Genomic DNA, 22,189 nt, shown 5'->3' with positions numbered 1-22,189 from the left:
CACGAGGCGGGAGCGCCGCATGATGGTCGCTTCCTCTGAAGTCCTGTGGGCCCAAAATCCTGATGCCTTGGTGGCGATGGCGCCCGACGGCCTGGTGCTGCACTGGAACCCCGCAGCCGAATCGATTTTTGGCTACACCGAAGCCGAAGTGCTGGGCCAGTCCCTGTTCCAACTTATCGTGCCCCCGGACCAACTGGAAGATGCCAGGCGCATGCAAAACGAGGCCTTGCGTGGCGGGCTGTCGGTGGGTGAATCGGTGCGCCGGCGCAAGGACGGCACACTGGTGCATGTCAGCGTATCGACCAAGGCGGTCTATGACGCCGATGGCCAGCTGGCCTATTTTTTGTCGAACAAAAAGGATGTGACCCACCTGAAGGTGCTGCGCGATGCAAAATTGGTCGAGGCCCGCTTCCGCGATTTGCTGGAGTCCACCCCGGATGCCATCGTGATGGTCAACGTGACCGGGCGCATCGTGCTGGTGAACGGGCAGGCGGAGAAGATGTTCGGCTACCTGCGCACCGAGCTGTTGGGCAAGCCGATTGAAGTGCTGCTGCCCCCGCGCTTCCGCACCGCCCACCTGGCACGCCGGGGTGGCTATTTCGAACAGCCACGTACCCGCACCATGGGTGCAGGGCTGGATCTGTACGGTCTGCGCAATGGTGGCGTGGAGTTTCCGGTAGAGATCAGCCTGAGCCCGATTACCACCGAAGAAGGCACGATGGTGATGAGCGCCATCCGCGACACATCCGCCCGCAAGAAGGCCGACCAGAAGTTCAGGGACCTGCTCGAATCCGCGCCCGATGCGATGGTGATCGTGAACCGCGAAGGTGTGATGGTGCTGGTGAATTCGCAGGCCGTGCAGCTGTTCGGCTGGACCCGCGAGGAGCTGCTGGGCGAGAAGATTGAAATCCTGGTGCCCGAGCGCTTTCGTGGCAAACACCCGGGTAACCGGGGGGCGTTCTTTTCGAGCCCGCGCGCGCGCTCCATGGGGGCGGGGCTGGATCTGTTTGGCCGGCGCAAGGACGGCTCGGAGTTCCCGGTGGAAATCAGCCTCAGCCCGCTGGAGACTGAGGAGGGGCTGTTTGTGTCCAGCGCGATCCGCGACGTGACCGAGCGCAAGCAGTTTGAGCAGGCCCTGTGGGATAAAAACCAGGAGCTGGAGAACGCGGCCTTGGTCAAGGACCGGTTTTTTGCCAGCATGTCTCACGAGCTGCGCACCCCGCTGAACTCCATCATCGGATTCACCGGCACCCTGCGCATGAAGCTGCCCGGCCCTTTGAACGACGAGCAGGACAAACAGCTGCGCATTGTGCAGACCAGTGCCCGGCATCTGCTGTCGCTGATCAATGACTTGCTGGACCTGGCCAAGGTCGGCGCCAACAAGCTGGACCTGAAGCTGGAGCCCATGGACTGCAATGGCGTGCTGGAAGAAGTCGCGGCCACCATGCGGCCCGAGGCCGAGAAAAAGGGGCTTCATTTCACCGTCAATCTGACCGATAACGCGGCCATGCTGCAAACCGACCGCCGGGCCTTGAGCCAGATCATCCTCAACCTGGTGGGCAATGCCATCAAATTTACCGAGCGTGGCAGCGTACGCCTGCAGCTGCAACAGCGCGCTATCAATGGCCATCCGCAAGTGCTGATCCACATCGAGGACACCGGACCCGGTATTGCCCAAGAAGACCAGGCGCGCCTGTTCGAGGCGTTTTCCAGAGCGGAAGCCGCCAATCGGCGCAAGTCGGAGGGCGCCGGGCTGGGGCTGCACCTCAGCCGCAAATTGGCAGACGCTTTGGGAGGGCGTATCGTCTTCACTACCGAATACGGCCGCGGTTCTATTTTTACGCTTGAACTACCAGGGACATAAGCCATGGCAGCCCGGATATTGATCATTGAAGACGATTATTTCAGCCGCGAATTGGCCATGTATTTGCTGCAGACTGCCGGCTATACCGTGTTGGGCGCGGAAGACGGCCGCACCGGCGTCGACATGGCCTTGCAGGAGCGGCCCGACCTGGTGCTGTGTGACCTGCAGATGCCGGTGTTGAATGGCAAGGAAGTGGTGCGGCGCCTGCATGCCAGCCCCGACTGGCACCGTGTGCCGGTGCTGGCGGTCACCGCGTTTTCCATGGCTGGCGACCGCGAGGCCGCGTTGGCCGCCGGCTTTGACGCCCATGTCACCAAGCCGATCACCCCCGAGACCTTCATCCCGGACATGGAGTCGTTTTTGCCTGCCGAACTCAGAGCTCCGCGCAAGCTGGCACTATAAGGATCACACGCGGTTTATGGCAAAAATACTGGTCGTTGACGATGTGGCAGACAACCGCGAGTTGCTGGTCACACTGATCCGCCACCGGGGGCACCAACCGTTCGAGGCGGCCGATGGCGCAGAGGCCTTGACCCTGGTGCGGCAGGAGCATCCTGCCCTGGTGATTTCCGACATCCTGATGCCCACCATGGACGGCTACGAGTTTGTGCGCCAGCTGCGCGCTGACCCGGCAATCGCTAGCACCGAGGTGATCTTCTACAGCGCGCATTACCGCGAACGCGAGGCGCGCAACCTGGCCCAGACCTGCGGCGTGTCGCGGGTGCTGGTCAAGCCCTGCGAGCCCGAGGCGATTCTGCAGGCCATCGACCAGGCTCTGGCCCACGTGCCACAGCCTTCGCCGGCGCCAAACCTGGAAGAGTTTGACCGCGAGCATTTGCGCGTGATGACCGACAAGCTGTCGGAAAAAATGGACGCACTGCGTGCCACCAACCAGCGCATGGCTGCGTTGACCGATCTGAACCTGCACCTGGCTTCTGAGCGCGACCCGCAGCTGTTGCTGCACAAGGTATGCCGTGGCGCCCGTGAGCTGATGGGCGCCAAGTACGCCGTGCTGTGCGTCAAGGGCAAGTTGAATGGCGATGTGCTGCTGTTCTCCAGCGGCATCGATACGATGCTGATGGAGTCATTGGAGCGCCCGCAGATCGATGCAGGCCTGGTAGGGCAGGTGCGGGCCGAGCGCCAGTCGCGCCGCATACGCGGGCAGAACGGCAACCCTGGCGTAGTGGGCTTGCCGGCCAATTACCCGCCGCTGCATGCCTGCCTGGTTGCGCCGGTGATGTCCTTGTCCTACGGCTACGGCTGGATCTGCCTGGTCGACAAGCTCGGGGCTGACGGCTTCAGCGACGAGGACGAGCAGATCATGTCGGTGCTGGCGGCCCAGGTTGGCCGCATCTACGAGAACGGCAGCCTGTACGCCGAGGTACGCCAACACGCTGAGCAACTGCAGGTGGAGGTAGCCGAGCGCCAGCGCGCGGCCGAGGAGCTGCGGGCCAGCGAGGCCGGGCTGTACCGGGCCCAGGTGCTGGCCAAGCTGACCCACGTGGTCAGCGGGCCGGACGGGGGCTTCGAGAGTTGGCCCGAAACCATGCCGCAGATGATTGGCGTGGACCCGGACCATATGGTCAAGAACTTGCACGAGTGGATGCAATTGATCCATCCCGAAGACCGCGCCGTGTTCCGCAGCACCGCGCTGGAGGCTGGCGATAAAGGCGTGCGGGTCGAGCTGGCCTACCGTTTGCGGCGCAGCGATGGCGTCTGGCTGCATGTGCAGCAGGTGGTTGAGCCCTTGTTCGACCTGGCGGCCCATCAGGGGCGTGGCCGCTGGTTCCACACCATCCAGGACGTGAGCGAGCAGCGGCGGGCGGAGGAGGCTTTGCACGAGAGCAACCGGCGCTTCAGCGACATGCTCGGCCATATGGAAATGGTCTCGATGATGCTGGACAGCAACGGCCATTTGACCTACTGCAACGACTACCTGCTGCGGCTTACTGGCTGGGCTCGCGAGGAAGCGCTGGGCCGCGACTGGTTTGCCAGTTTCATCGGCTCGCCGCCCGAGATCGGCCGGGCCCGCTTCAAGGCCATGCTGACCAGCCAGCCAGGCGCCCAGCATTTCGAAAGCGAAATCCTCACCCGCCACAGCGGTCGCCGGCTGATCCGCTGGAACCACACTTTGCTGCGTTCCTTGTCGGGCGAGGTGATCGGTACGGCCAGCATCGGCGAAGACATCACCGTGCAGAAAGAAGCCGAAACCCGCATCAAGCGGCTGAACCGCGTGTACGCGGTGCTCAGCGGCATCAACACACTGATCGTGCGGGTGAGCAACCGCGCCGAGCTGTTCCAGGAAGCCTGCCGGATTGCGGTGGAACAAGGCCAGTTCCGCACGGCCTGGATCGGGGTGGCCGACTGGAACGCGATGCAGATCGTGCCGATTGCCGCGTCGGGCGCAACGCCCGAGTTTCTGGCCTTCATCAAAGACCGTTTCTCGCTGGTCGAGGGCTCGCCGATGATGAACGCCATGTGCGTGCGTGCCGTGCTCGGCAAAAAGACGATCGTACTGAACGACATGCGGGAATTCACCGGCGGAGCGCAGCTGCGGTCTCTGATGGACCCGGACATCAGCTCGATTGCGGTACTGCCCTTGTTGGTGGCTGACCGGGTGGTGGGCTTGCTGGCCCTGTACACCAACGAGGCCCGGTTTTTCGACGACGAAGAAATGAAGCTGCTGACCGAGCTGGCGGGTGACATCGGCTTTGCGCTCGACCATCTGGAGAAGGCCGAGAAGCTCAACTACCTGGCCTACTACGACGAGATCACCGGCCTGCCGAACCGCACGCTGTTCCTGGAGCACGTGGGCCAGCATGTACGGCGTTACGAAGGGGGCCGCAGCAGCCTGGCCCTGGCCCTGGTCGACATCGAGCGCTTTCGCGTCATCAACGACACCCTGGGCCGCGCCACCGGCGACGAGCTGCTGCAGCTGGTGGCCAAGCGCATCCAGTCCAGCGGCGTCGGGCTGGATGCGGCGGCGCGGGTCGGCGTCAACTGCTTTGGCGTGATCCTGCAGGGGCCGCGCGATGTGGGCCGGGTGGCGCTGGAGCTGGAGCAGCTGCTGCGCGATTGCTTTGCCCAGTCGTTCCGGCTGCAGGGGTCGGACCTGCGCATTGCCGGCAAGATCGGCGTGGTGCTCTACCCGCTGGACGGTGAAGATGCCGAGACCCTGCTGCGCAACGCCGAGGCCGCGCTGAAGCGGGCCAAGGGCTCGGCCGAGAACATGCTGTTCTACGCGCCGGAAATGGACACCCGGGTCGCAGCGGCGCTGGACCTGGAAAGCCGTTTGCGCACCGCGCTGGATATGGACCAATTCGTGCTGCACTACCAGCCCAAGGTGAACCTGGTCACCGGCAAGATCACCAGCGCCGAGGCCCTGATCCGTTGGAACGATCCGCAAACCGGCTTGGTGCCGCCCGGCCAGTTCATTCCGATCCTGGAAGAGACTGGCCTGATCTACGAAGTCGGCCTGTGGGCGCTGCGCAAGGCGTTAGAGGACTACCAGCGCTGGCGTGCTGCGGGCCTGGAGCCTGTGCGCATCGCCGTCAACGTATCGCCGCTGCAGCTGCGGCACCGCAACTTTATTGGGGCGATTGCGCAGGTCATCGGCAGCGACCCGCAGGCTGCACAGGGGCTGGAGCTGGAGGTTACCGAGAGCCTGATCATGGAGGACGTGCAGCGCAGCAGCGCCAGCCTGCTGGAAATTCGCGCCATGGGAGTGACGGTGGCGATCGACGACTTCGGCACCGGCTATTCCTCGCTGGCCCATTTGTCGCGGCTGCCGGTGGACACGCTGAAGATCGACCGCGCGTTTGTGGTCGAGATGGTGTCGGGCTCGCAAGGGCTGGCGCTGGTCAGCACCATCATCAACCTGGCCCATGCGTTCAAGCTCAAGGTGGTGGCCGAGGGTGTGGAAACCGAGGAGCAGGCGCGCCTGCTGCGCCTGCTGAACTGCAACGAGATGCAGGGCTATCTGTTCAGCCGACCGGTGCCTGCCGAGGTGTTTGAGCAGAAGTTTCTGCGCGCACCGGCGGTGACTACATCGCCTTGAACTGGTGGGCGTAAAGCCGGCTGACGGCCAGCTTCTCGGGCCGTTGGTGCAGCGTGACATGCAGCTTGCCGGCAGCGTCGCGCAGCACGCTGGCAATCGCTTGGGTCCGTACCACCGTGCCACGGTGGATCTGCCAGAAGCTCTGCGCATCCAACTGGGGTAACAGCTCTTTGAGCGGTGTGCGGATGACGTATTCATGCCCTGCCGTGAGCACCCGCAGGTATTTGTCGGCGGCCTCAAAGTACAGCACCTCGTCGATAGGCACCATGCGGATGCTGCTGCCCAGGCTGGCCTGGATGGTGTGCAGCGGTGCGGCTGGTGTAGGTGCTGTGCCGGCCAGCAGGGCGCGTAGTTGGCCCAGGGTTGCTTCCAAATGTGTAGCGTCTTGCGCCCGGCTGCTCTGTGCCAGCTGCAGTTTGGCCACTGTTTTCTGCAAACGCGCGGCTTGCACCGGCTTGAGCAGATAGTCCACCGCCTGTGCCTCGAAGGCCTGCACCGCGTACTGGTCGTAGGCCGTCACAAACACCAGGGCCGGGAAGCGCTTTGTGTCGGGCCATTGCTCGGCCAGTGCGGCTGCGGCCTCCAGTCCGTCCAGGCCGGGCATGCGGATGTCGAAGAACAGCACATCCGGCTGCAGCCGCAGGGCCTGTGCCACCGCCGATGCGCCATCGCCAACGCTGGCCACGATCTGCAGCTCCGGCCAGGCCTGGGCCAACGCCGCCTGTAGCGCCTGGGCCAGCAGCGGTTCGTCTTCGGCGATCAGGGCGGTTGGGTGCATGGTTTTATAAGGGAAATGTGATGCTGGCGCAGCTACCGCCTGCGGGAGGCGCTATTAATTCAATAGTACCCAGGTCGCCATAGGCGGTAGCCAGGCGCTCGCGCACCTGGGCCAGGCCGAAGCCTTTGCCCATGTCTGCGTTGGCGCTCAGGCCGACGCCGGTGTCGGTCACCGCCAACACCAGCATGCCGCCGCTGCGGCGGGCCTGCACGCTGATCTGGCCGCCGGCGACTTGGGGCTCCAGGCCATGCTGCACGCTGTTTTCCACCAGCGGCTGTAGCAGCAGAGTCGGCACCATGTGCTCCGCCAGCTCGGCGGGCAGGTCCAGCGTGTACTGCAGGCGCGGGCCCATGCGTACGGCCATCAGCGCCAGGTAGTCGTGCAGCCGAGTGAACTCGGCGCGCAGGCTGTGCTCGGTGTTGCGCGAGGCGCCCAGGGTGGCGCGCAGGTAGGCGATCAGGTGGTCCAGCATCTGGCTGGCGCGGGCCGGGTCGGTGGCGATCAGCGCCTGCAGATTGGCCAGGGTGTTGAACAGCATGTGCGGCGCCAGCTGGGTCTGCAGCAGCTTGAGCCGGGACTCGGCAGCATGCAGCTGCAGCGCCGCGCTGCGCTCCTTGGCCCGCTGCAGCAGCTGCTGGCTGACGAAGTAATAGCTGCAGCCGGCTCCCACCAGCAGGCTGAGCAGCAGATAGCGCAGGTTCACCTGCAGATTGCCCCACACGCCGGCCGATGGCAGGCCTAGCAGCAGGCTGGCCAGCAGCGTGCCACCCGCGTAGCCGAGCAGCACGGCCAGCGGCACCAGCAGCAACAGGCGCTGCCATTGCCGCTCCAGGTCCTGCACCCAGGCGTAGCAGCCGAGCTGCACCAGCGCCCAGATGGCCAGGCCTATGCAGTGCGAGAACACCAGGTTGCTGCCCAGGCTGTAGCTGCCGTTGAGCGTAATGCCCAGGGCCACCAGCGTGTTCAAAGCCGCTACCGGCAGCAGGTGGGCCAGAAATTTGTGCAGTGCCGGAGCCGCCATGCGTGCTAGCGGATAGCCCGTTCCTTGAGCAGGCGCTCGCGCTCCTGCTGCACCAGGCGTTCGCGCCAGCCGCTGCCGGGTGGCACGGCAAACACGATCACGCCGTGCACCAGCAGCCCCAGACCCCAGCCCAGGGCCGAGCTGAGTACCCAATACCGGCCATTGGCCAGCGACAACAGCGCCAGCCCGGAGTTGACCAGCACGAACACCAGGGCGTGGATGTACCAGCCCATCTTGCGGCCTGCACGGTGGCGGGCCAGGCGGTCGATTGCGTCATGGTTCAGTTCGGGTGTCATGGGGTGCTCCAGGGTTGATTTTGCATGCTGTGGGTCCGTACTGTGACGGCCCATTACCCCTGGCGCCAGCGCTGTGCGACGGGCTGCAGCTGCACGAGCGTGAAACGCCGGTACTGCGCGCGAAATGCCGGCCCGACTGTTATGGCAGCAGCACCTGATTCTGAAAGCTGGGGTTGCGCGGCAGCAGCGGCGGGCTGGCGTCCTTGGGTAAGTTGTGGATGTCGGCCGGCAGCGCTTGCTGCTGGGCGCGCATGTAGTCGTAGCGGTCCAGCGACAGTGCGCTGCTGGCGTTCTCGTCGGCCATTACCAGCGGCCGCAGAAAGACGATCAGATTGGTCTTCTTGCGCGAGCGGCTGATGCTGCGGAACAGGGCGCCGAGCACCGGGATATCGGCCACCGCCGGCACCTGGGCGGCACTGTCGGTGTAGCTGTCTTCGATCAGCCCGCCCAGCACGATGATCTTGCCGTTGTTGACCATCACGTTGGATTCGATCGACCGCTTGTTGGTGGTCGGCCCGAGGGTGCTGCTGGTGGACGCCACCGACGACGACTCCTGGTAGATGGTCATGCGGATATTGCCGTTCTGGCCGATCTGCGGCTTGATGCGCAGCGTGATGCCCACGTCTTTGCGCTCCACCGTCTGGAACGGGCTGCTACTGCTGGTGCTGGTGTACGAGCCGGTGATGAAGGGCACGTTCTGCCCGACCACGATCTTCGCCTCTTCGTTGTCCAGCGTCACCAGATTGGCTGTGGACAGGATATTGGTGCCCGACATCGCCTCCAGCGCCGTGGCCACCGTGCCCAGGGTCAGCGAGGTGCTGCTGCTGATGTCGAATATCTTGGTCCACTGCACGCCCAGGTCCACGCTCTTGCTGGCGTCCACCTCGACCACCAGCGACTCCACATACAGCTGGGCGCGGCGTGAATCCAGCTGTTCGATGATCTGGCGCATCTCCTGGAACTTGGGCTCGGGCGCGTTGATGATCAGTGCGTTGCTGGCCGGGTCGGCCTGGATGCCGCCACCGGTGGATGGCTGCGCGGTGGCAGATACCGCGGCCGTGGCCTGCGATGTGCTGGTGCTGCTATCGGTACTGCTGGTAGAACTACTGGCGGTGGTCCTGGACGCCACAGCACCCGCCGATGCGCTGGCGGGGCTGCTGCTGGCGGTCTCGGTGGGGAACGCAGCCCGCAGCACCTGGGCCAGGCGGGTGGCATCGGTGTTCTTCAGGTAGACCACGTGGACGTTGGCGTTCTTGCGCGGGTGGTCGAGCCGCGCCACCAGCGAACGGATGAAGGCCAACTGCACGGTGTTGGGCGCCCGCACCAGCAGGCTGTTGCTCTGGGTGTCGGCCACGATAGAGGCGCCGGTGGCGCTGGCTGCCGATCCGCCCGTGCTGGCGGGCGTAGCTGCAGCCGTGCCGGCGGCTGGACTCGCTGTAGCGTTGGCCGTTTCGGCCAGGCGCTGGACCGTCACCGCCATATCGGCCGCGATGGCATATTGCAAAGGCATGACTTCCACGTCGGTGGCGCTGGGTGTGTCCAGCGCGGCAATGATGGTGCGCAAGCGGCCCAGGTTGTTGGCGTAGTCGGTAATCACCAGCGAGTTGTTGCCGGTGTTGACGTTGAGCACATTGTTCGGGCTGATCAGCGGTCGCAGGATGGGGACCAGATTGTTGGCGTTTTCATGGCTGAGCCGGAAGATCTCGGTCACGATCTGCTCGCCGCGCAGCCTGCCCGTATCCACCTGCACCGAAGCGGACTGCAGTTTGCCATCGGCCTCGGGAAGGATCTTGTACAGGCCACCCGCTTCCACCACGGTGTAGCCCTGCAGGCGCAGGGCGGCCAGAAACTGCTCCCAGGCCTGCGCCGGCGTGACGGGGTTTTCTGTGCTCAGCGACAGCGTCCCTTTGACCCGCGCGTCCACCACGATGTTGCGCCGCGTGATCACGCTCAAGGTGCGCGCAACGCCTTCAATGTCGGCATTGGCGAAGTTCAGGGTGACGGTGTTGGATAGTGGTTTGCCGGCGGCCGAGGCCGGGGTCTGGATGCCCAGGCTGCACAGCATCGTAAGAACCCAAAAATGGTGGAAGCTGGGGAGAAATTTCATCTAGATGAGTCTGGAGCAGAGAGGCCGCTCAGGGCGTCGGTCGGAGCGGGGAGGATGGGCGCAGTCCGAGCCTTGCAGGGCGGTAGGCTGCTGCATTCTGCGCAGCCTGTGTCGCGGCAATGTGTGGCTTGTGTATAGCTTTACGAAGAAATGGCTGCTGTTTTTTGCAGCGCCCTCAGTCGGGCTGGGCTAGCGTAGTGCCATGAACCGGCGGAACCGCGCAATGCAATGCATTTTTGGGGGCGCAAAGGGCTGTAGATCTTGCAGCGATGCTTGGCGGGTGCGGTAGTCGTCGCGCGGGAACAGCTGTTCCCTGTGCAACTTGGGCAGCATGGGCAACTTCCGACGCTGCCAGAAGATGCAGGCTACCCAGGTCGCGACCAAGGTGCCCAACCACAAAGTGGCAAAGTGCAGTTCAATCGGCAGCTGGACAAAACCCAGATCGTTGATTCCCAAGCTCAGTGCTTGCATCACCACGCGGTGCAGCATAAAAGAAGCAAGCGCATATTTGCCAATCAATGCCACCGGCAGCGTCAGCGGGGTCAATGGCAGGCGCGATAGAAGGCTAGCGCAAAAAAACACCCATGCAAACTTGCCAACCGCGCCTACATTCGCTCGAAAAAGAGACCATGCCGGGCCATGTGGCTCCAAGGTCGACAAGTAGGCGGCTAGCTGCAAGCCCATGAGTGCGAGCACCATGTTGAGCCAGAGGTTTTTGTCACGGTGGCGCTGCACGCCCAGCCAGATACCCATGAAGCCGTTGGCCATGAACGGCAGCACCGGGTAGCCGCCAAAGCCCTCCAGCAAGAAGAACCTCACCGGCCAGCTATGCGCAAAGTCTGAAACTGCAAGCTGTTCCGCAAACATCGAGGCTGCGAGATGACCCAGCACGATTGCCAGCAGCGTTTGCCATGGCGCATCTGTGACCCATCGAATCACCGTGGAGCCGCACAGCAGCACCAGCGCGGTGGGCAGCAGCACGCCCGAGATGGTCCACTCGGTGTCCAAGGTTAAAAATCCCAGCCACCACTGGCCCGTCAATGTTTGATCGCCGTGGCCTAGCAACATCGATTTGACGGCGGCAAAAAAAGCGTTGGATACGAACATCACCGCTAAGACGATGGCGCTGCGGCGGCGCAGCAAGCGGCTGCGTTCGGGCTCGTCGTGTGCGATGGAGAAAATCCAGCCAATGCCGTAGCCGGACAGCACGACGAAAGCAGCTGTTGCCCATCCGTTCGGTAGCCAGTAGTCTGCAAATAACCAGTGCGTATGCGGAACGCCCGCGAGGGAAAGCGCATGGGTGTTGGCCATCATGGCAAACAGCAGCCCACGGCAGATGTCCAGCGTTCTTGATCTTTTCAAGGGAAGTACCCTGTTGCCTCATTATTTTTTGGCGGCTCAATGTACTTGTGTACAGGGCGCACTTTTGGTGCGGCATGGTAACGCGCTGTAACGGAAGAGAAAATAGGGCTAGCCCGCAGACTTCATCAGATTGAGCGATGCGCTCGGCCGCCCGGCCCGCGTCCCGTATCCTTGCGCCAAACCTCCACCTGTCTACCCATGCAAGCCACCGCCATCCAAACCACTGCTGCCATCCTGTTTGCGCTGGCGCTTATCCATACTTTCGCCGCCAAGTGGTTTGAAACCCTGGCCCACCGCCATCCGCGGCATGCGGGGCTGTTCCACATCCTGGGCGAGGTAGAGGTGGTGTTCGGCCTTTGGGCGTTTGTGCTGGTGGTGGCGATGGCGCTGCTGGGCAGTGGCAAGGAAGCGCTGGACTACGCGGAGTCGCGGCATTACACCGAGCCGCTGTTCGTCTTTGTGGTGATGGTGGTGGCCGCGTCGCGCCCGGTACTGGAGCTGGTGCAGGGCCTGTTGTCGGCCATCGCCCGTGCGCTGCCTTTGCCCACGCCACTGGTGCTGACCTGGCTTGGTCTGGCGCTGGTGCCGCTGCTGGGTTCGCTGATCACCGAGCCCGCGGCCATGACGCTGGCGGCGCTGATCCTGGCGCCGCTGGTGTTCCGCCAGGGCCCGCCCGAATGGCTGAAGTACGCGGCGCTGGGCGTGCTGTTCGTCAACGTGTCGATAGGAGGCACGCTGACCTCGTATGCGGCGCCGCCGGTGCTAATGGTGGCCGCGGCCTGGCAGTGGGACAGCAGCTTCATGGCCTCTACCTTCGGTTGGCGCGCCGCGGTGGCGGTGCTGGTGAATGCCACGGTGATGGTGTTCTGCCTGCGCAAGCATTTGTTGGCGGCGCAGGCGCCCAGCCGCCGCCCGGCCCATGCCGTGCCGCTGGTGGTCAGCCTGATCCACCTGGGCTTTCTGGCCGCGGTGGTGGTGTTCGCCCACCACCCTGTGGTGTTCATCGGCCTGTTCCTGTTCTTCATCGGCTACACCCAAGCCTATGAGCGCTTCCAGAATCCGCTGATCCTCAAGGAGGGCCTGCTGGTCGGCTTCTTCCTGGCCGGACTGGTGGTGCTGGGCGGTATGCAGCAGTGGTGGCTGCAGCCCATCGTCTCCAGCCTGGCGCCGACCGCGCTGTTCTTCGGCGCGCTGGGGCTAACGGCGATTACCGACAACGCGGCTTTGACCTACCTGGGTTCGCTGATCCAGGGCATTTCGCCCCAGTCGCAGTACATGCTAGTGGCCGGCGCGGTAGCCGGTGGCGGCCTGACGGTGATTGCCAATGCGCCCAACCCGGCCGGTGTGGCCTTGCTACGGCGCGGTTTCAACGACGAGTCGATCAGTGCACTGGGCCTGCTGGCCGGTGCGGCCGCGCCTACCGTGGTGGCCGCGGTGATGTTCCTGGTCTAGTCCGGTGGGGTGCCAAACGTGTCGATTTAAAATATGGCATCAAATTGGCAGCTCACGCATATAGAGTATGCGTGAGAAGCTACTGATTCTGTAGCAAATTTTTACCCATTTGAAACCCGTGTCGGCGCATGGCACTGCCCAGGCGTTGTAAGCTGGCTTTCATTGATACCAACGAGTACACCCGCATGACCACTTCTCTGGCTTTGTTTTCTCGCGTCTTCCAGGGCGCCCGTGTCCGTAAGGCGGCCGCGTTGCTGGCCTTGGCCGCTGGCCTCAGTGCTGGCGCGGCCCAGGCCCAAGACCTGTACATCAACGCCACCGTGGGCGGCGCGATCGCACCGGGGGTCTACGGACAAATCAACTTTGGATCGCAGCCGCCACCGCCGGTGCTGTACGCCCAGCCGGTGATCATCCAGCGCCAGGTGGTGCAAGGCCCGCCGCTGTACCTGTACGTGCCGCCCGGCCATTCCAAGAACTGGGGCAAGCATTGCAAGCACTACAACGCCTGCGGCCGCCCGGTCTATTTTGTACAGGTCAACGAGCAGAACCGCTGGTGGGATGGCCGGCACGACGACCACCGCGGTCGTGACAAGTACGATAAACACGACAAGCACGGCCGCAACGATATGCGCAATGACGACCATGGCCGCGATGACCATGGTAAAGGCCGTGGCCACGGCAACCGCAAGTTCGAAGACTGATCTTCTGAAGGCCGGCCCCGGCCCGGCCTGCTGCTGAACCGGCTCAGAAGCCGGCCAGCACCACCTTGCCCTGCGCCTTGCCGCTTTCGACCAGCGCATGCGCCTGGCGCAGATTTGCCGCGTTGATGCGGCCGAAGCTGGTGTTGGCGGTAGAGCGGATGCGGCCCGCATCGACCAGCGCGGCCACCTCTGCCAGCAGCCTGCCTTGCTCGCCCATATCGGGCGTCTCGTACAGCGAGCGGGTGAACATCAGCTCCCAGTGCAGCGAAATCGATTTCGACTTGAGCTGCATTACGTCCAGCCCCTGCATATCGTCGATCACGCCGAGCCGGCCTTGCGGCTTCAGGCTGTCGATGATCTGCGCGTAGTGTTGTGCGGTCTGGGTCAGGCAGGCCACCAGGTCTACCGTGCCATGGCCGCCGGCGATCAACTCGGTGGCCAGCGGCTTGGAATGGTCAATCACGGCATGCGCGCCGAGGTCCAGGCACCACTGCCGGGTTTCGGGGCGAGAAGCGGTGGCAATCACCTTCAGCTGGGTTAGCTGGCGCGCCAGCTGGACCAGGATAGAACCCACGCCGCCGGCGCCCCCGACCACCAGCAGCGTCTGCCCGGCGCCGCCGCCCTGAGGCACGCCCAGCCGGTCAAACAGCAGTTCATAGGCGGTGATGCTGGTCAGCGGCAGGGCTGCGGCCTGTTCGTCGCCCAGACTGCGGGGTGCCTGCGCCACGATGCGTTCGTCCACCGCATGCAGCTCGCTGTTGGCGCCCGGCCGGGCGATCGAGCCCGCGTAATAGACCCGGTCGCCCGGCCGGAACAGGCTGACGCCGCTGCCGATGGCCTCCACCGTGCCGACCGCATCCCAACCCACCACCTTGGCCTGGCCGGCGGCCGGCGCCGTGCCCTTGCGGATCTTGGTGTCCACCGGGTTGACCGACACCGCGCTGACCCGCACCAGCAGGTCGCGCTCACCGGGCACGGGGGCCGGCAGTTCCAGATCTAGCAGCGCTTCAGGGTGGTCGATCGGCAGATTCTGGTGGTATCCAATGGCTTTCATACGGGTTCCTTGAGAAGAGGGGGCTAATGGAGGGCTACTGTAGAACGCCAAAGTTGAATTGATAAGATGGCTTAAACCACAATCAGTTTCAAATGAAAATTGAAAATGTCGCAGACCTGCAGGTATTGATCCACACCGCCCGCGGCGGCACTTTGACGGCTGCGGCGCGGGCGCTGGGCATGACCCCGGCTGCGGCCAGCGCTACCTTGAAGCGGCTGGAAACCCAGCTCGGTTCGCGTCTGTTTGAACGTTCAACCCGGGCCATGCGGCTGACCACCCAGGGCCAGATCCTGCTGGACTACGCGAACCGCGCGTTCGAGCTGCTGGCCGAGGGAGAGTCCATGGTGGCCGCCGACCACGGCGCGTTGATCGGCACGCTGCGGGTCGCTGCGCCGTCCGACCTGGCGCGTAACACCTTGCTGCCCTGGTTCAGCGAATTCCTGGCCGCCCATCCCGGGCTGCAGCTGGCGCTGTCGGTGGGCGACCGGCCGCTGGACGTGACGCGCGATGAGGTCGATGTGGCGCTGCGCTACGGCACGCTGGCCGATTCCCGCCTGATCGCCCGCCCGCTAGCTCAGACCCGGCCGGTGTTGTGCGCCGCACCCGCCTACCTGGCACGCTGCGGCACACCGGTTACGCCGCAGGATTTGCTGCAGCACAACTGCATCATCTTCGACCGCGCTGGCCGCCAGCACCGGCTCTGGCGCTTTGCCCAGCACGGCCAGTGGACGGAAGTGCGGGTCAAGGGCGATCGCGGGGTGGACGACGCCTCGCTGGCGCGCGAGTGGGCGGTCGCTGGTGTGGGCATCGTGCTCAAGTCGGAGCTGGACGTGCGCCAGGAGTTGGCCAACGGCAGCCTGCTGCGTCTGCTGCCGGGCTGGGATACCGAGCCCTACCCGCTGCACGCGCTGCTGCCCAGCGGGCGCTTTGTGCCGCAGCGGGTGAGGGCGCTGGTGGAGTTTCTGGCGCGCAAGTTCCAGGCGCTGCTGGCGCCGGCCTAACTACTTCTGCACCAGCACCGAGGCCCCGGTCGCATAGAACTGGCCGCCCGCCACATAGTGCAGGGTGCGCAAATCGTCGGGTGCGGCGTCGAAGTGCCAGCGGCCATCGCTGAACACCCGCGGGTCGGCCCAGGCGGCCACCACTTCGGCGATGAACAGGTCGTAGGTCGTCTGGTTGTGCGGCTCGGGGATGAGTCGGCATTCCAGCCAGGCCACGCAGCCCTGCACCAGCGGTGCCTCGATCTTCTGGGCGGCGAAGGTGCTGATGCCGTGCTGCGCCAGTTTGTCGGGCATGCTGAGCGCGCTGTCGGTGCCCACGGCCAGGGTTTGCGCGGCCATGGCCTGGCAGGGGATGTTCAGCGCGAACACGCCGCTGGCCTCGACTAGCTGCCGGGTCAGCGTGGCTTTGTCGATGACCACACTGATCTTGGGCGGCGCAAAGTCCAGCGCCATCGACCAGGCGGCGGCCATCACATTGGAGCGGCCCTGGTGGGCGGACGACACCAGCACCACCGGGCCGTGGTTCAGCAGGCGGTAGGCTTTGTCGAGTGGAACGGAGGTACGAACGGCAGGGGAATAGGTTGGCAAGCTCATTGCTTGACTGTACCGCGCCCACAATTCCCACTATCTGCCGCTGTGCAAGGAGCTGCCATGCAACCTGAAGACTTTGCCGTGACCCTGGCCCAAGAAGGATTCCAGCCGCCGCTGACCATCACCCGCGAGCCCAACGGCCACATGGGCACCCATACCCACGCGTTCGAGGCCAAGGCCCTGGTGTTGAGCGGTGAACTCAGCATCACCGTCGACGGGGTGGAGAACCTGTACGAAGCCGGCCAGGTATTCCATCTGCGGGCCCAGGTGCCGCACGCCGAACAGTACGGCCCGCAGGGCGTCGAATATCTGGTTGGACGCAAGTAGGCCTGATTGCAAGCCTTTCAGGCCGCTAGCACTTATTGAATCAGCGCAGGCAGCTATTGAATAAATAGCAAGCCAGCGCTCGAATTCAGAGCGTCGCCATGTCCACCACGAAGCGGTATTTCACGTCGCTCTTCAGCATGCGGCTGTAGGCAGTTTCGATCTGGTCCATGCGGATGGATTCGATGTCCGAGACGATGCCGTGCTGGGCGCAGAAGTCCAGCATCTCCTGGGTTTCCTTGATGCCGCCGATCAGCGAGCCGGCCAGGCGGCGGCGCTTCATGATCAGGCCGAACACATTGGGCGACGGGTGCGGGCTGTCGGGCGCGCCTACCAGGGTCATGGTGCCATCGCGCTTCAGCAGCGCCAGGAACGCATCCAGGTTGTGCGCCGCGGCCACGGTGTTCAGGATGAAGTCGAAGCTATTGGTGTGGGCCGCCATCTCGGCGTCGTTCTTGGACACCACCACTTCCTTGGCGCCCAGACGCAGCGCGTCGGCGCGCTTGCTCTCGGAGGTGGTGAACAGCACCACATGCGCGCCCATGGCGGCGGCGATCTTCACGCCCATGTGGCCGAGCCCGCCCAGGCCGACGATGCCGACCTTCTGGCCGGGGCCAACCTTCCACTGGCGCAGCGGCGAATAGGTGGTGATGCCCGCGCACAGCAGCGGTGCCACGGCCGCCAGGTCGGCGTCGCTGTGGGTGATCTTCAGTACAAAGGATTCGCGCACCACCATGTGGCTGGAGTAACCGCCGTAGGTGTTGGCGCCCGTGCCTTGCTCGGGGCCGTTGTAGGTGCCGGTGAAGATGTTTTCGCAGTACTGCTCCAGGTCTTCGGCGCAGGCACTGCAGTGCTGGCAGCTGTCGACCATGCAGCCCACGCCGACCACGTCGCCGACCTTGAACTTGCTGACCAGATCGCCCACTGCCGTCACGCGGCCGACGATCTCGTGGCCGGGCACGGAGGGGTAGACGGTGTTCTTCCACTCGTTGCGGGCGGTGTGCAGGTCGGAATGGCAGACGCCGCAGTACAGCACGTCAAGCGCCACGTCCTGTGGATTCGGCGCGCGCCGCTCAAAGCTGAACGGTGCCAGCGGGCTGCTGGGGGAGGTGGCGGCGTAGCCTTGGGCTTGGGTCATGGGTGTCTCCGTGCGGGTGGCAAAGCGCGGATGTTAGGCCTTTTTGCGGTCTGGCGTATGGCCCGTGTGCATGCCCCTGGCTGTGGGTACTGCATGCTATGGAATGCATAGCTGCTGGCGCTGGTTAAATCAGCGCCAGAGCCGTATTTCTTGTAAATCTACAAGGGGCTGGGCAGGCTGTCGAGCTGCACCGCCAGCTGGCTGGCGGGCACGGGCCGACCGAAGTAGTAGCCCTGGTAGGCATCGCAGCCGATGTCGGCCAGGAAGTCGTGCTGGCCGATGTTCTCCACCCCCTCGGCCACCACCCGCAGCCCCAGGCTGTGGCCCAGGGCGACGATGGTTCGGGCGATGATGGCGTCGCTAGTATCGGTCAGCAGGTCGCGCACAAAGGACTTGTCGATCTTCAGCTGGCTTAGCGGCAGGCGCTTGAGGTAGCTGAGCGAGGAGTAGCCGGTGCCAAAGTCGTCCAGCGCCAGCCGTACGCCATAGGCCTTGATCTCGTTCATCTTGGCGATGACTTCCTCCACGTCGTGCATCAACATGCTCTCGGTGAGCTCCAGCTTCAGCAGCGAGGGGTTGGCGCCGGTGCTGTCCAGCGCGGTGCGCACGGTGGAGGCAAAGTTGGCCTTGGAGAACTGCGCGGCGCTGACGTTGACGGCCACGATCCAGTGCGCGGTCTCCGGGTTGCGGGCCCAGGCCACCAGCTGGATGCAGGCGGTTTCCAGTACCCACTGGCCCAGCGGCAGGATCAGGCCGGATTCTTCGGCCGCGGGGATGAAGGCGGCCGGCGGCACCAGGCCGCGCGTCGGGTGCTGCCAGCGCACCAGGGCTTCGGTGCCGATGGTGCGCACATCGCCGCGCAGATTGGTTTCCACCTGGATCTGGTAGTGCAGCACGAACTCGCCGCGGGCCAGGGCCAGGCGCAGGTCTTTTTCCAGCTGCACATGGGCGGCGGCGGCGGCCTGCATGGCGGGCTCGTAGAAGCGCGCCACGTTGCGGCCCGCGGCCTTGGCCTGGTACATGGCGATGTCGGCTTTCTTGAGCAGTTCGTCGATGGATTCCAGCTCTTTGACGAACACCACGATGCCGATGCTGGGCGTGCTGTGGTGGCTGTGCGTACCCAGGGTGTAGGGTTGGCCCAGGGTCTGCAGGATTTTGCTGGCCACCATCTCGGCCTGGGCCGCAGCCTCCAGGCTGTGCGGGCTCAGGGCTTCCAGCAGCAGCACGAATTCATCGCCCCCGAGTCGGGCCACGCTGTCGCCTTCGCGCACGCAGGAGGTGAGCCGCAGCGCCACCTGCTGCAGCAGCTCGTCGCCCACATCGTGGCCCAGGGTGTCGTTGAGCTGTTTGAAGTTGTCCAGGTCCAGGAACAGCACGGCCGCATGCTGCCGCGTGCGGGTGGTGTTGAGCTGGGCATGGCGCAGCCGGTCCAGCAGCAGGCGCCGGTTCGGCAGGCCGGTGAGGGCGTCGAAGAAAGCCAGGCGGCGGATTTCTTCTTCGTTCTGGTGGCGCTTGGTGTTGTCGCGGATCACGCCGATGAAGTGCGTCAGCGCACCCTGCGCATCGCGCACCGGCGACACCGTGAGTTCGTTCCAGAAGCTGCTGCCGTCCTTGCGGTAGTGCAGGATGTCGCCGTAGTAGTGCGAGCCGTAGGCCATGTTCATGCGCATGGCGTCGACCGCCTGCAGCGACGTATCCGGGCCTTGCAGCAGGTTCCAGGTCTGGCCCAGCGCCTCGTCCGGCTGGTAGCCGGTGATGGTGGTGAAGGCGTCGTTGACCGACACGATGCGCTGCTGCGGGTCGGCGATCACCACGCCTTGCGAGATTGCCTTCAGCGACTGGTGGCTGACGCGCAGCAGCTGTTGCTCCTGGTGGCGCGCGGTGATGTCCACCATCAGGCCGCGCAGCCATTTGGGCTTGCCGTCCTGCATGACGATCTTTGTGCTGTCGTGGATCCAGATCACCCGGCCGTCCTGGGTGACGAAGCGGTATTCGAACTCGTGGTCTTCGCCGCGGGCAATGCAGTCGGTCGAATACTGCATGGCCTGCGTGCGGTCTTCGGGGTAGATGTGGTTGGCCCAGAAGTCCGGCGTCAGCCAGTCGGCCAGCGGGTAGCCGAGCAGGCGCTCGGCGCTCTTGCTGATGAAGCTGTTGTTGAAGGTGGTGGCATCGGCCTCCCAGACGATCCCGTCGGTGAAGTCCACCAGGTCGCGGAAGCGCTGGTCGTTGGCCTGCAAGTCCGCCTGTTCCTGCTTGCGCTCGGTGGTGTCCTGCAGCACCTCGAGCAGGAATTGCGGTTGGCCGGCGGCGTCGTACAGCGGGGTCTTCAGGTTGTGCACCTGGCGCGGCCCGCCGTGCTGGGTGCTCCACAGCGTGGTCTCGGTTTCCATGCTGTGGCCGTGGGCAAATACCTGGGCGTCGTGGGCCAGGCTGTCCGGCCCGGCGCTGCCGAACAATGCCTCGAACGCCTGGTTGCTGAACAGGCAACGGCCTTGGCCGTCTTTGACGCGCACCGGTACGGGCAGGTGCTGCAGCCAGCGTTGCAGGCTGGGGAGATCACAGTCGGCGGGAGTGTGGTCGGGCATGTATCAGCGGCGGGGGAGTGTGGCGTGGGATGTGTAACCGGGTGTGGCCATGATAGATGCTGACTGCGGGCTTGTGGGGGTTCTGCAGCCCGTGCGTTGCCATGGAATGCCCTGATGTCGGCACGCGGCAGCACGGGGTTTAATTAAATTGTGTAAAATTCAATTGTGCCAAATTAAATTGCGAGATTTTGATTTTGTGCATCCATGTTTTTGCCCCCAACCCTGTTCTTGAAAGACCATTCCATGTCCTCAGTCAACGCACATTCCGCAGCCTCTTCCTCGCGTCGCACGCTGCTCATCGGCAGTGCCGCAGCGGTGGCCAGCGCAGGGGCGGTCAGCGCCCGAGCCGCGGGCCAAGCGGTACCGTCCAAGGTGCATGCAGGCGCGTCCGGCTTTCTGCGCAGCAATATGTTCACCACCAAGGACGGCACACAGCTGTACTACAAGGACCGGGGCAGCGGCCCGGCCGTGGTGTTCAGCCACGGCTGGCCGCTGAGCGCGGATGCCTGGGAAGACCAGATGTTGTTCCTGGCCAACCGGGGCTACCGCGTGATCGCCCATGACCGGCGTGGCCATGGCCGCTCCAGCCAGCCCTGGGACGGCAACACCATGGACACCTATGCCGACGACCTGGCCGAGCTGGTGAATGCGCTGAACCTCAAGGGCGCCACCTTCGTGGGCCACTCCACCGGCGGCGGCGAGGTCGCCCGCTATATCGGCCGGCATGGCACGGCCCGGGTCGCCAAGGCGGTGCTGGTCGGTGCGGTCACGCCGCTGATGCTGCAGACCCCGGCCAACCCCGGCGGCCTGCCACTGAGCGTGTTCGACGGCATCCGCGCCGGCGTGCAGGCCGACCGCGCGCAGTTCTTCCGGGACTTCACCACGCCTTTCTTCGGCTTCAACCGCCCGGGTGCCAAGGACTCGCAAGGCCTGCGCGATACCTTTGTGATGATCGGCATGCAGACCGGCCTGCGCGGCGCCTACGAGTGCATCAAGCAGTTCTCGGAAACCGACTTCACGGAAGACCTGAAGAAGATGACCATCCCCACCCTGGTGGTCCACGGCGGCGACGATCAGATCGTGCCTATCGGCGCCTCGGCCATGGCCGCCATGAAGCTGCTGAAGAACGCCCGGCTGGAGGTCTACAAAGACGGCTCCCATGCCTTGCCCGCCACCAGCAAGGACCGGCTCAACGCCGACCTGCTGGCTTTCCTGCAAGCGACCTGATGGCTTGGCGCCTCAGTGCACCAGCCGCACTGAGGCGATGGCCAGCCAGCCGAGCACGAAGTTCAGCACCACCAGCTTGTGGATCTGGCCTGCGGCCTGGGCGGCTTGCGGCCATTCGGCGGCGGCCACCGCGCGCCGGAACTTGGCGAAGCCTGCAAAGTAGATGTGGCCAAAGGCCAGCATCATCACCAGCCCCAGGCCCAGCATCAGGTTCCAGCCCAGCGGCACGCTGCCCGCGCCGGTGGCGGCCTTGGCGGCTTTGAACGCCGTGGTGTACAGGTGGCTGCCGGTGGCGAACAGAACCACCACCGCCACCAGCACCAGCCGGAAGAAGCGCTGCCACACCGCGCCCATCAGCCGCGCGCGGGGCTGTGGCTCCAGCAGCGCCAGGGCCGCGGGCCGCAGCGCGAACAGCATGAAGGTCATGCCGCCCATCCAGACGATGGCGGACACCAGATGGAGCAGTTTGGCAAGGTCGTACATAAGCGGGTGTTCCAGGGTAGGGGTGTGGTTTGCTACTGGTTTTATAGCTGGTTGCGCCGATGGTAGCTGCGCGGGAGCCGGTTTGGGCCTAAATCCTACAGGCCGGGGCCCGATGTGGGGTTATAGGCCTGGCTGCTAGCATGCGGGT

General features: G+C 64.5%; 18 protein-coding genes. 8 read left to right on the top strand and 10 right to left on the bottom strand.

Annotated elements, in window-relative coordinates; translation table 11 throughout:
- The first annotated feature begins 19 nt into the window (after positions 1-19).
- The 3 genes from BLT66_RS23195 to BLT66_RS23185 are packed head-to-tail and all read left to right on the top strand — an operon-like array spanning position 20 to position 5,921.
- Positions 20-1,864, top strand: coding sequence for a PAS domain S-box protein (locus BLT66_RS23195; protein WP_092761690.1), 1,845 nt, complete (start codon positions 20-22; stop codon positions 1,862-1,864).
- A 3-nt stretch (positions 1,865-1,867) separates the two neighbouring features.
- On the top strand, positions 1,868-2,266 hold the full coding sequence (locus BLT66_RS23190) for a response regulator (RefSeq protein WP_092761688.1): 399 nt from the start codon (positions 1,868-1,870) through the stop codon (positions 2,264-2,266).
- A gap of 16 nt (positions 2,267-2,282) precedes the next feature.
- Positions 2,283-5,921, top strand: a complete 3,639-nt coding sequence (locus BLT66_RS23185) for an EAL domain-containing protein (RefSeq protein ID WP_092761686.1) — start codon at positions 2,283-2,285, stop codon at positions 5,919-5,921.
- Here the strand turns inward: BLT66_RS23185 and BLT66_RS23180 are convergent.
- From BLT66_RS23180 to BLT66_RS23160, 5 genes are all read right to left on the bottom strand, one after another.
- The gene (locus BLT66_RS23180) at positions 5,908-6,699 is read right to left on the bottom strand and encodes a LytR/AlgR family response regulator transcription factor (protein ID WP_092761684.1); all 792 of its coding nucleotides are present in this window, start codon (positions 6,697-6,699) and stop codon (positions 5,908-5,910) included. The genes BLT66_RS23185 and BLT66_RS23180 overlap by 14 nt on opposite strands.
- 4 nt (positions 6,700-6,703) lie before the next feature.
- A complete protein-coding gene (locus tag BLT66_RS23175; protein WP_092761682.1) occupies positions 6,704-7,720 on the bottom strand; it encodes a sensor histidine kinase in 1,017 nt (338 codons plus the stop codon).
- 5 nt (positions 7,721-7,725) lie between these two features.
- Positions 7,726-8,016: a 2TM domain-containing protein gene (locus BLT66_RS23170; RefSeq protein WP_092761680.1), complete on the bottom strand. Its 291-nt coding sequence runs from the start codon at positions 8,014-8,016 to the stop codon at positions 7,726-7,728.
- 139 nt (positions 8,017-8,155) lie between these two features.
- Entirely contained in the window at positions 8,156-10,123 is a 1,968-nt protein-coding gene (locus BLT66_RS23165; RefSeq protein WP_092761678.1) for a secretin N-terminal domain-containing protein, read from the bottom strand.
- 189 nt (positions 10,124-10,312) lie between these two features.
- Positions 10,313-11,485: an acyltransferase family protein gene (locus tag BLT66_RS23160; protein ID WP_369821630.1), complete on the bottom strand. Its 1,173-nt coding sequence runs from the start codon at positions 11,483-11,485 to the stop codon at positions 10,313-10,315.
- Between the two features lie 198 nt (positions 11,486-11,683).
- On the opposite strand from BLT66_RS23160, the gene BLT66_RS23155 reads away from it, so the two are divergent.
- Together BLT66_RS23155 and BLT66_RS23150 are read left to right on the top strand one after the other, a co-directional pair.
- Positions 11,684-12,937, top strand: coding sequence for a putative Na+/H+ antiporter (locus BLT66_RS23155; RefSeq protein ID WP_092761672.1), 1,254 nt, complete (start codon positions 11,684-11,686; stop codon positions 12,935-12,937).
- Positions 12,938-13,122: 185 nt separating this feature from the next.
- The gene (locus BLT66_RS23150) at positions 13,123-13,638 is read left to right on the top strand and encodes a hypothetical protein (RefSeq protein WP_092761942.1); all 516 of its coding nucleotides are present in this window, start codon (positions 13,123-13,125) and stop codon (positions 13,636-13,638) included.
- A 43-nt stretch (positions 13,639-13,681) separates the two neighbouring features.
- Here BLT66_RS23150 and BLT66_RS23145 read toward each other — a convergent pair whose 3' ends face one another.
- Positions 13,682-14,692: a zinc-binding alcohol dehydrogenase family protein gene (locus BLT66_RS23145; protein ID WP_092761670.1), complete on the bottom strand. Its 1,011-nt coding sequence runs from the start codon at positions 14,690-14,692 to the stop codon at positions 13,682-13,684.
- 92 nt (positions 14,693-14,784) lie between these two features.
- Here BLT66_RS23145 and BLT66_RS23140 point away from each other — a divergent pair, with 92 nt between their 5' ends.
- Complete coding sequence (locus BLT66_RS23140) at positions 14,785-15,693, top strand: LysR family transcriptional regulator (RefSeq protein WP_092761668.1); 909 nt, start codon at positions 14,785-14,787, stop codon at positions 15,691-15,693.
- Here the strand turns inward: BLT66_RS23140 and BLT66_RS23135 are convergent, their stop codons facing one another.
- On the bottom strand, positions 15,694-16,287 hold the full coding sequence (locus tag BLT66_RS23135) for a flavin reductase family protein (protein ID WP_092761666.1): 594 nt from the start codon (positions 16,285-16,287) through the stop codon (positions 15,694-15,696). It abuts the gene before it with no gap.
- A 57-nt stretch (positions 16,288-16,344) separates the two neighbouring features.
- Here BLT66_RS23135 and BLT66_RS23130 point away from each other — a divergent pair, with 57 nt between their 5' ends.
- A complete protein-coding gene (locus BLT66_RS23130) occupies positions 16,345-16,611 on the top strand; it encodes a cupin domain-containing protein (RefSeq protein ID WP_092761663.1) in 267 nt (88 codons plus the stop codon).
- Positions 16,612-16,696: 85 nt separating this feature from the next.
- Here the strand turns inward: BLT66_RS23130 and BLT66_RS23125 are convergent, their stop codons facing one another.
- Together BLT66_RS23125 and BLT66_RS23120 are read right to left on the bottom strand one after the other, a co-directional pair.
- Positions 16,697-17,746, bottom strand: coding sequence for an NAD(P)-dependent alcohol dehydrogenase (locus BLT66_RS23125; protein WP_092761661.1), 1,050 nt, complete (start codon positions 17,744-17,746; stop codon positions 16,697-16,699).
- A 158-nt stretch (positions 17,747-17,904) separates the two neighbouring features.
- Positions 17,905-20,331 carry a sensor domain-containing protein gene (locus tag BLT66_RS23120; protein WP_092761659.1) on the bottom strand — a complete coding sequence of 809 codons (2,427 nt, stop codon included), beginning with the start codon at positions 20,329-20,331 and terminating at the stop codon, positions 17,905-17,907.
- A gap of 243 nt (positions 20,332-20,574) precedes the next feature.
- Between BLT66_RS23120 and BLT66_RS23115 the strand changes: the two genes are divergently transcribed.
- Positions 20,575-21,558 carry an alpha/beta fold hydrolase gene (locus BLT66_RS23115; RefSeq protein WP_092761940.1) on the top strand — a complete coding sequence of 328 codons (984 nt, stop codon included), beginning with the start codon at positions 20,575-20,577 and terminating at the stop codon, positions 21,556-21,558.
- A gap of 12 nt (positions 21,559-21,570) precedes the next feature.
- Here the strand turns inward: BLT66_RS23115 and BLT66_RS23110 are convergent, their stop codons facing one another.
- A complete protein-coding gene (locus BLT66_RS23110; protein ID WP_092761656.1) occupies positions 21,571-22,041 on the bottom strand; it encodes a CopD family protein in 471 nt (156 codons plus the stop codon).
- Positions 22,042-22,189 lie beyond the last annotated feature (148 nt).

This window comes from Rhodoferax sp. OV413 (genome assembly GCF_900104385.1).
In the GTDB taxonomy this organism is placed as follows: Bacteria; Pseudomonadota; Gammaproteobacteria; order Burkholderiales; family Burkholderiaceae_C; genus Rhodoferax_B.
The sequence above is the reverse complement of the archived record's forward strand: the minus strand, read 5'-3'. Positions and strand labels throughout refer to the sequence as shown.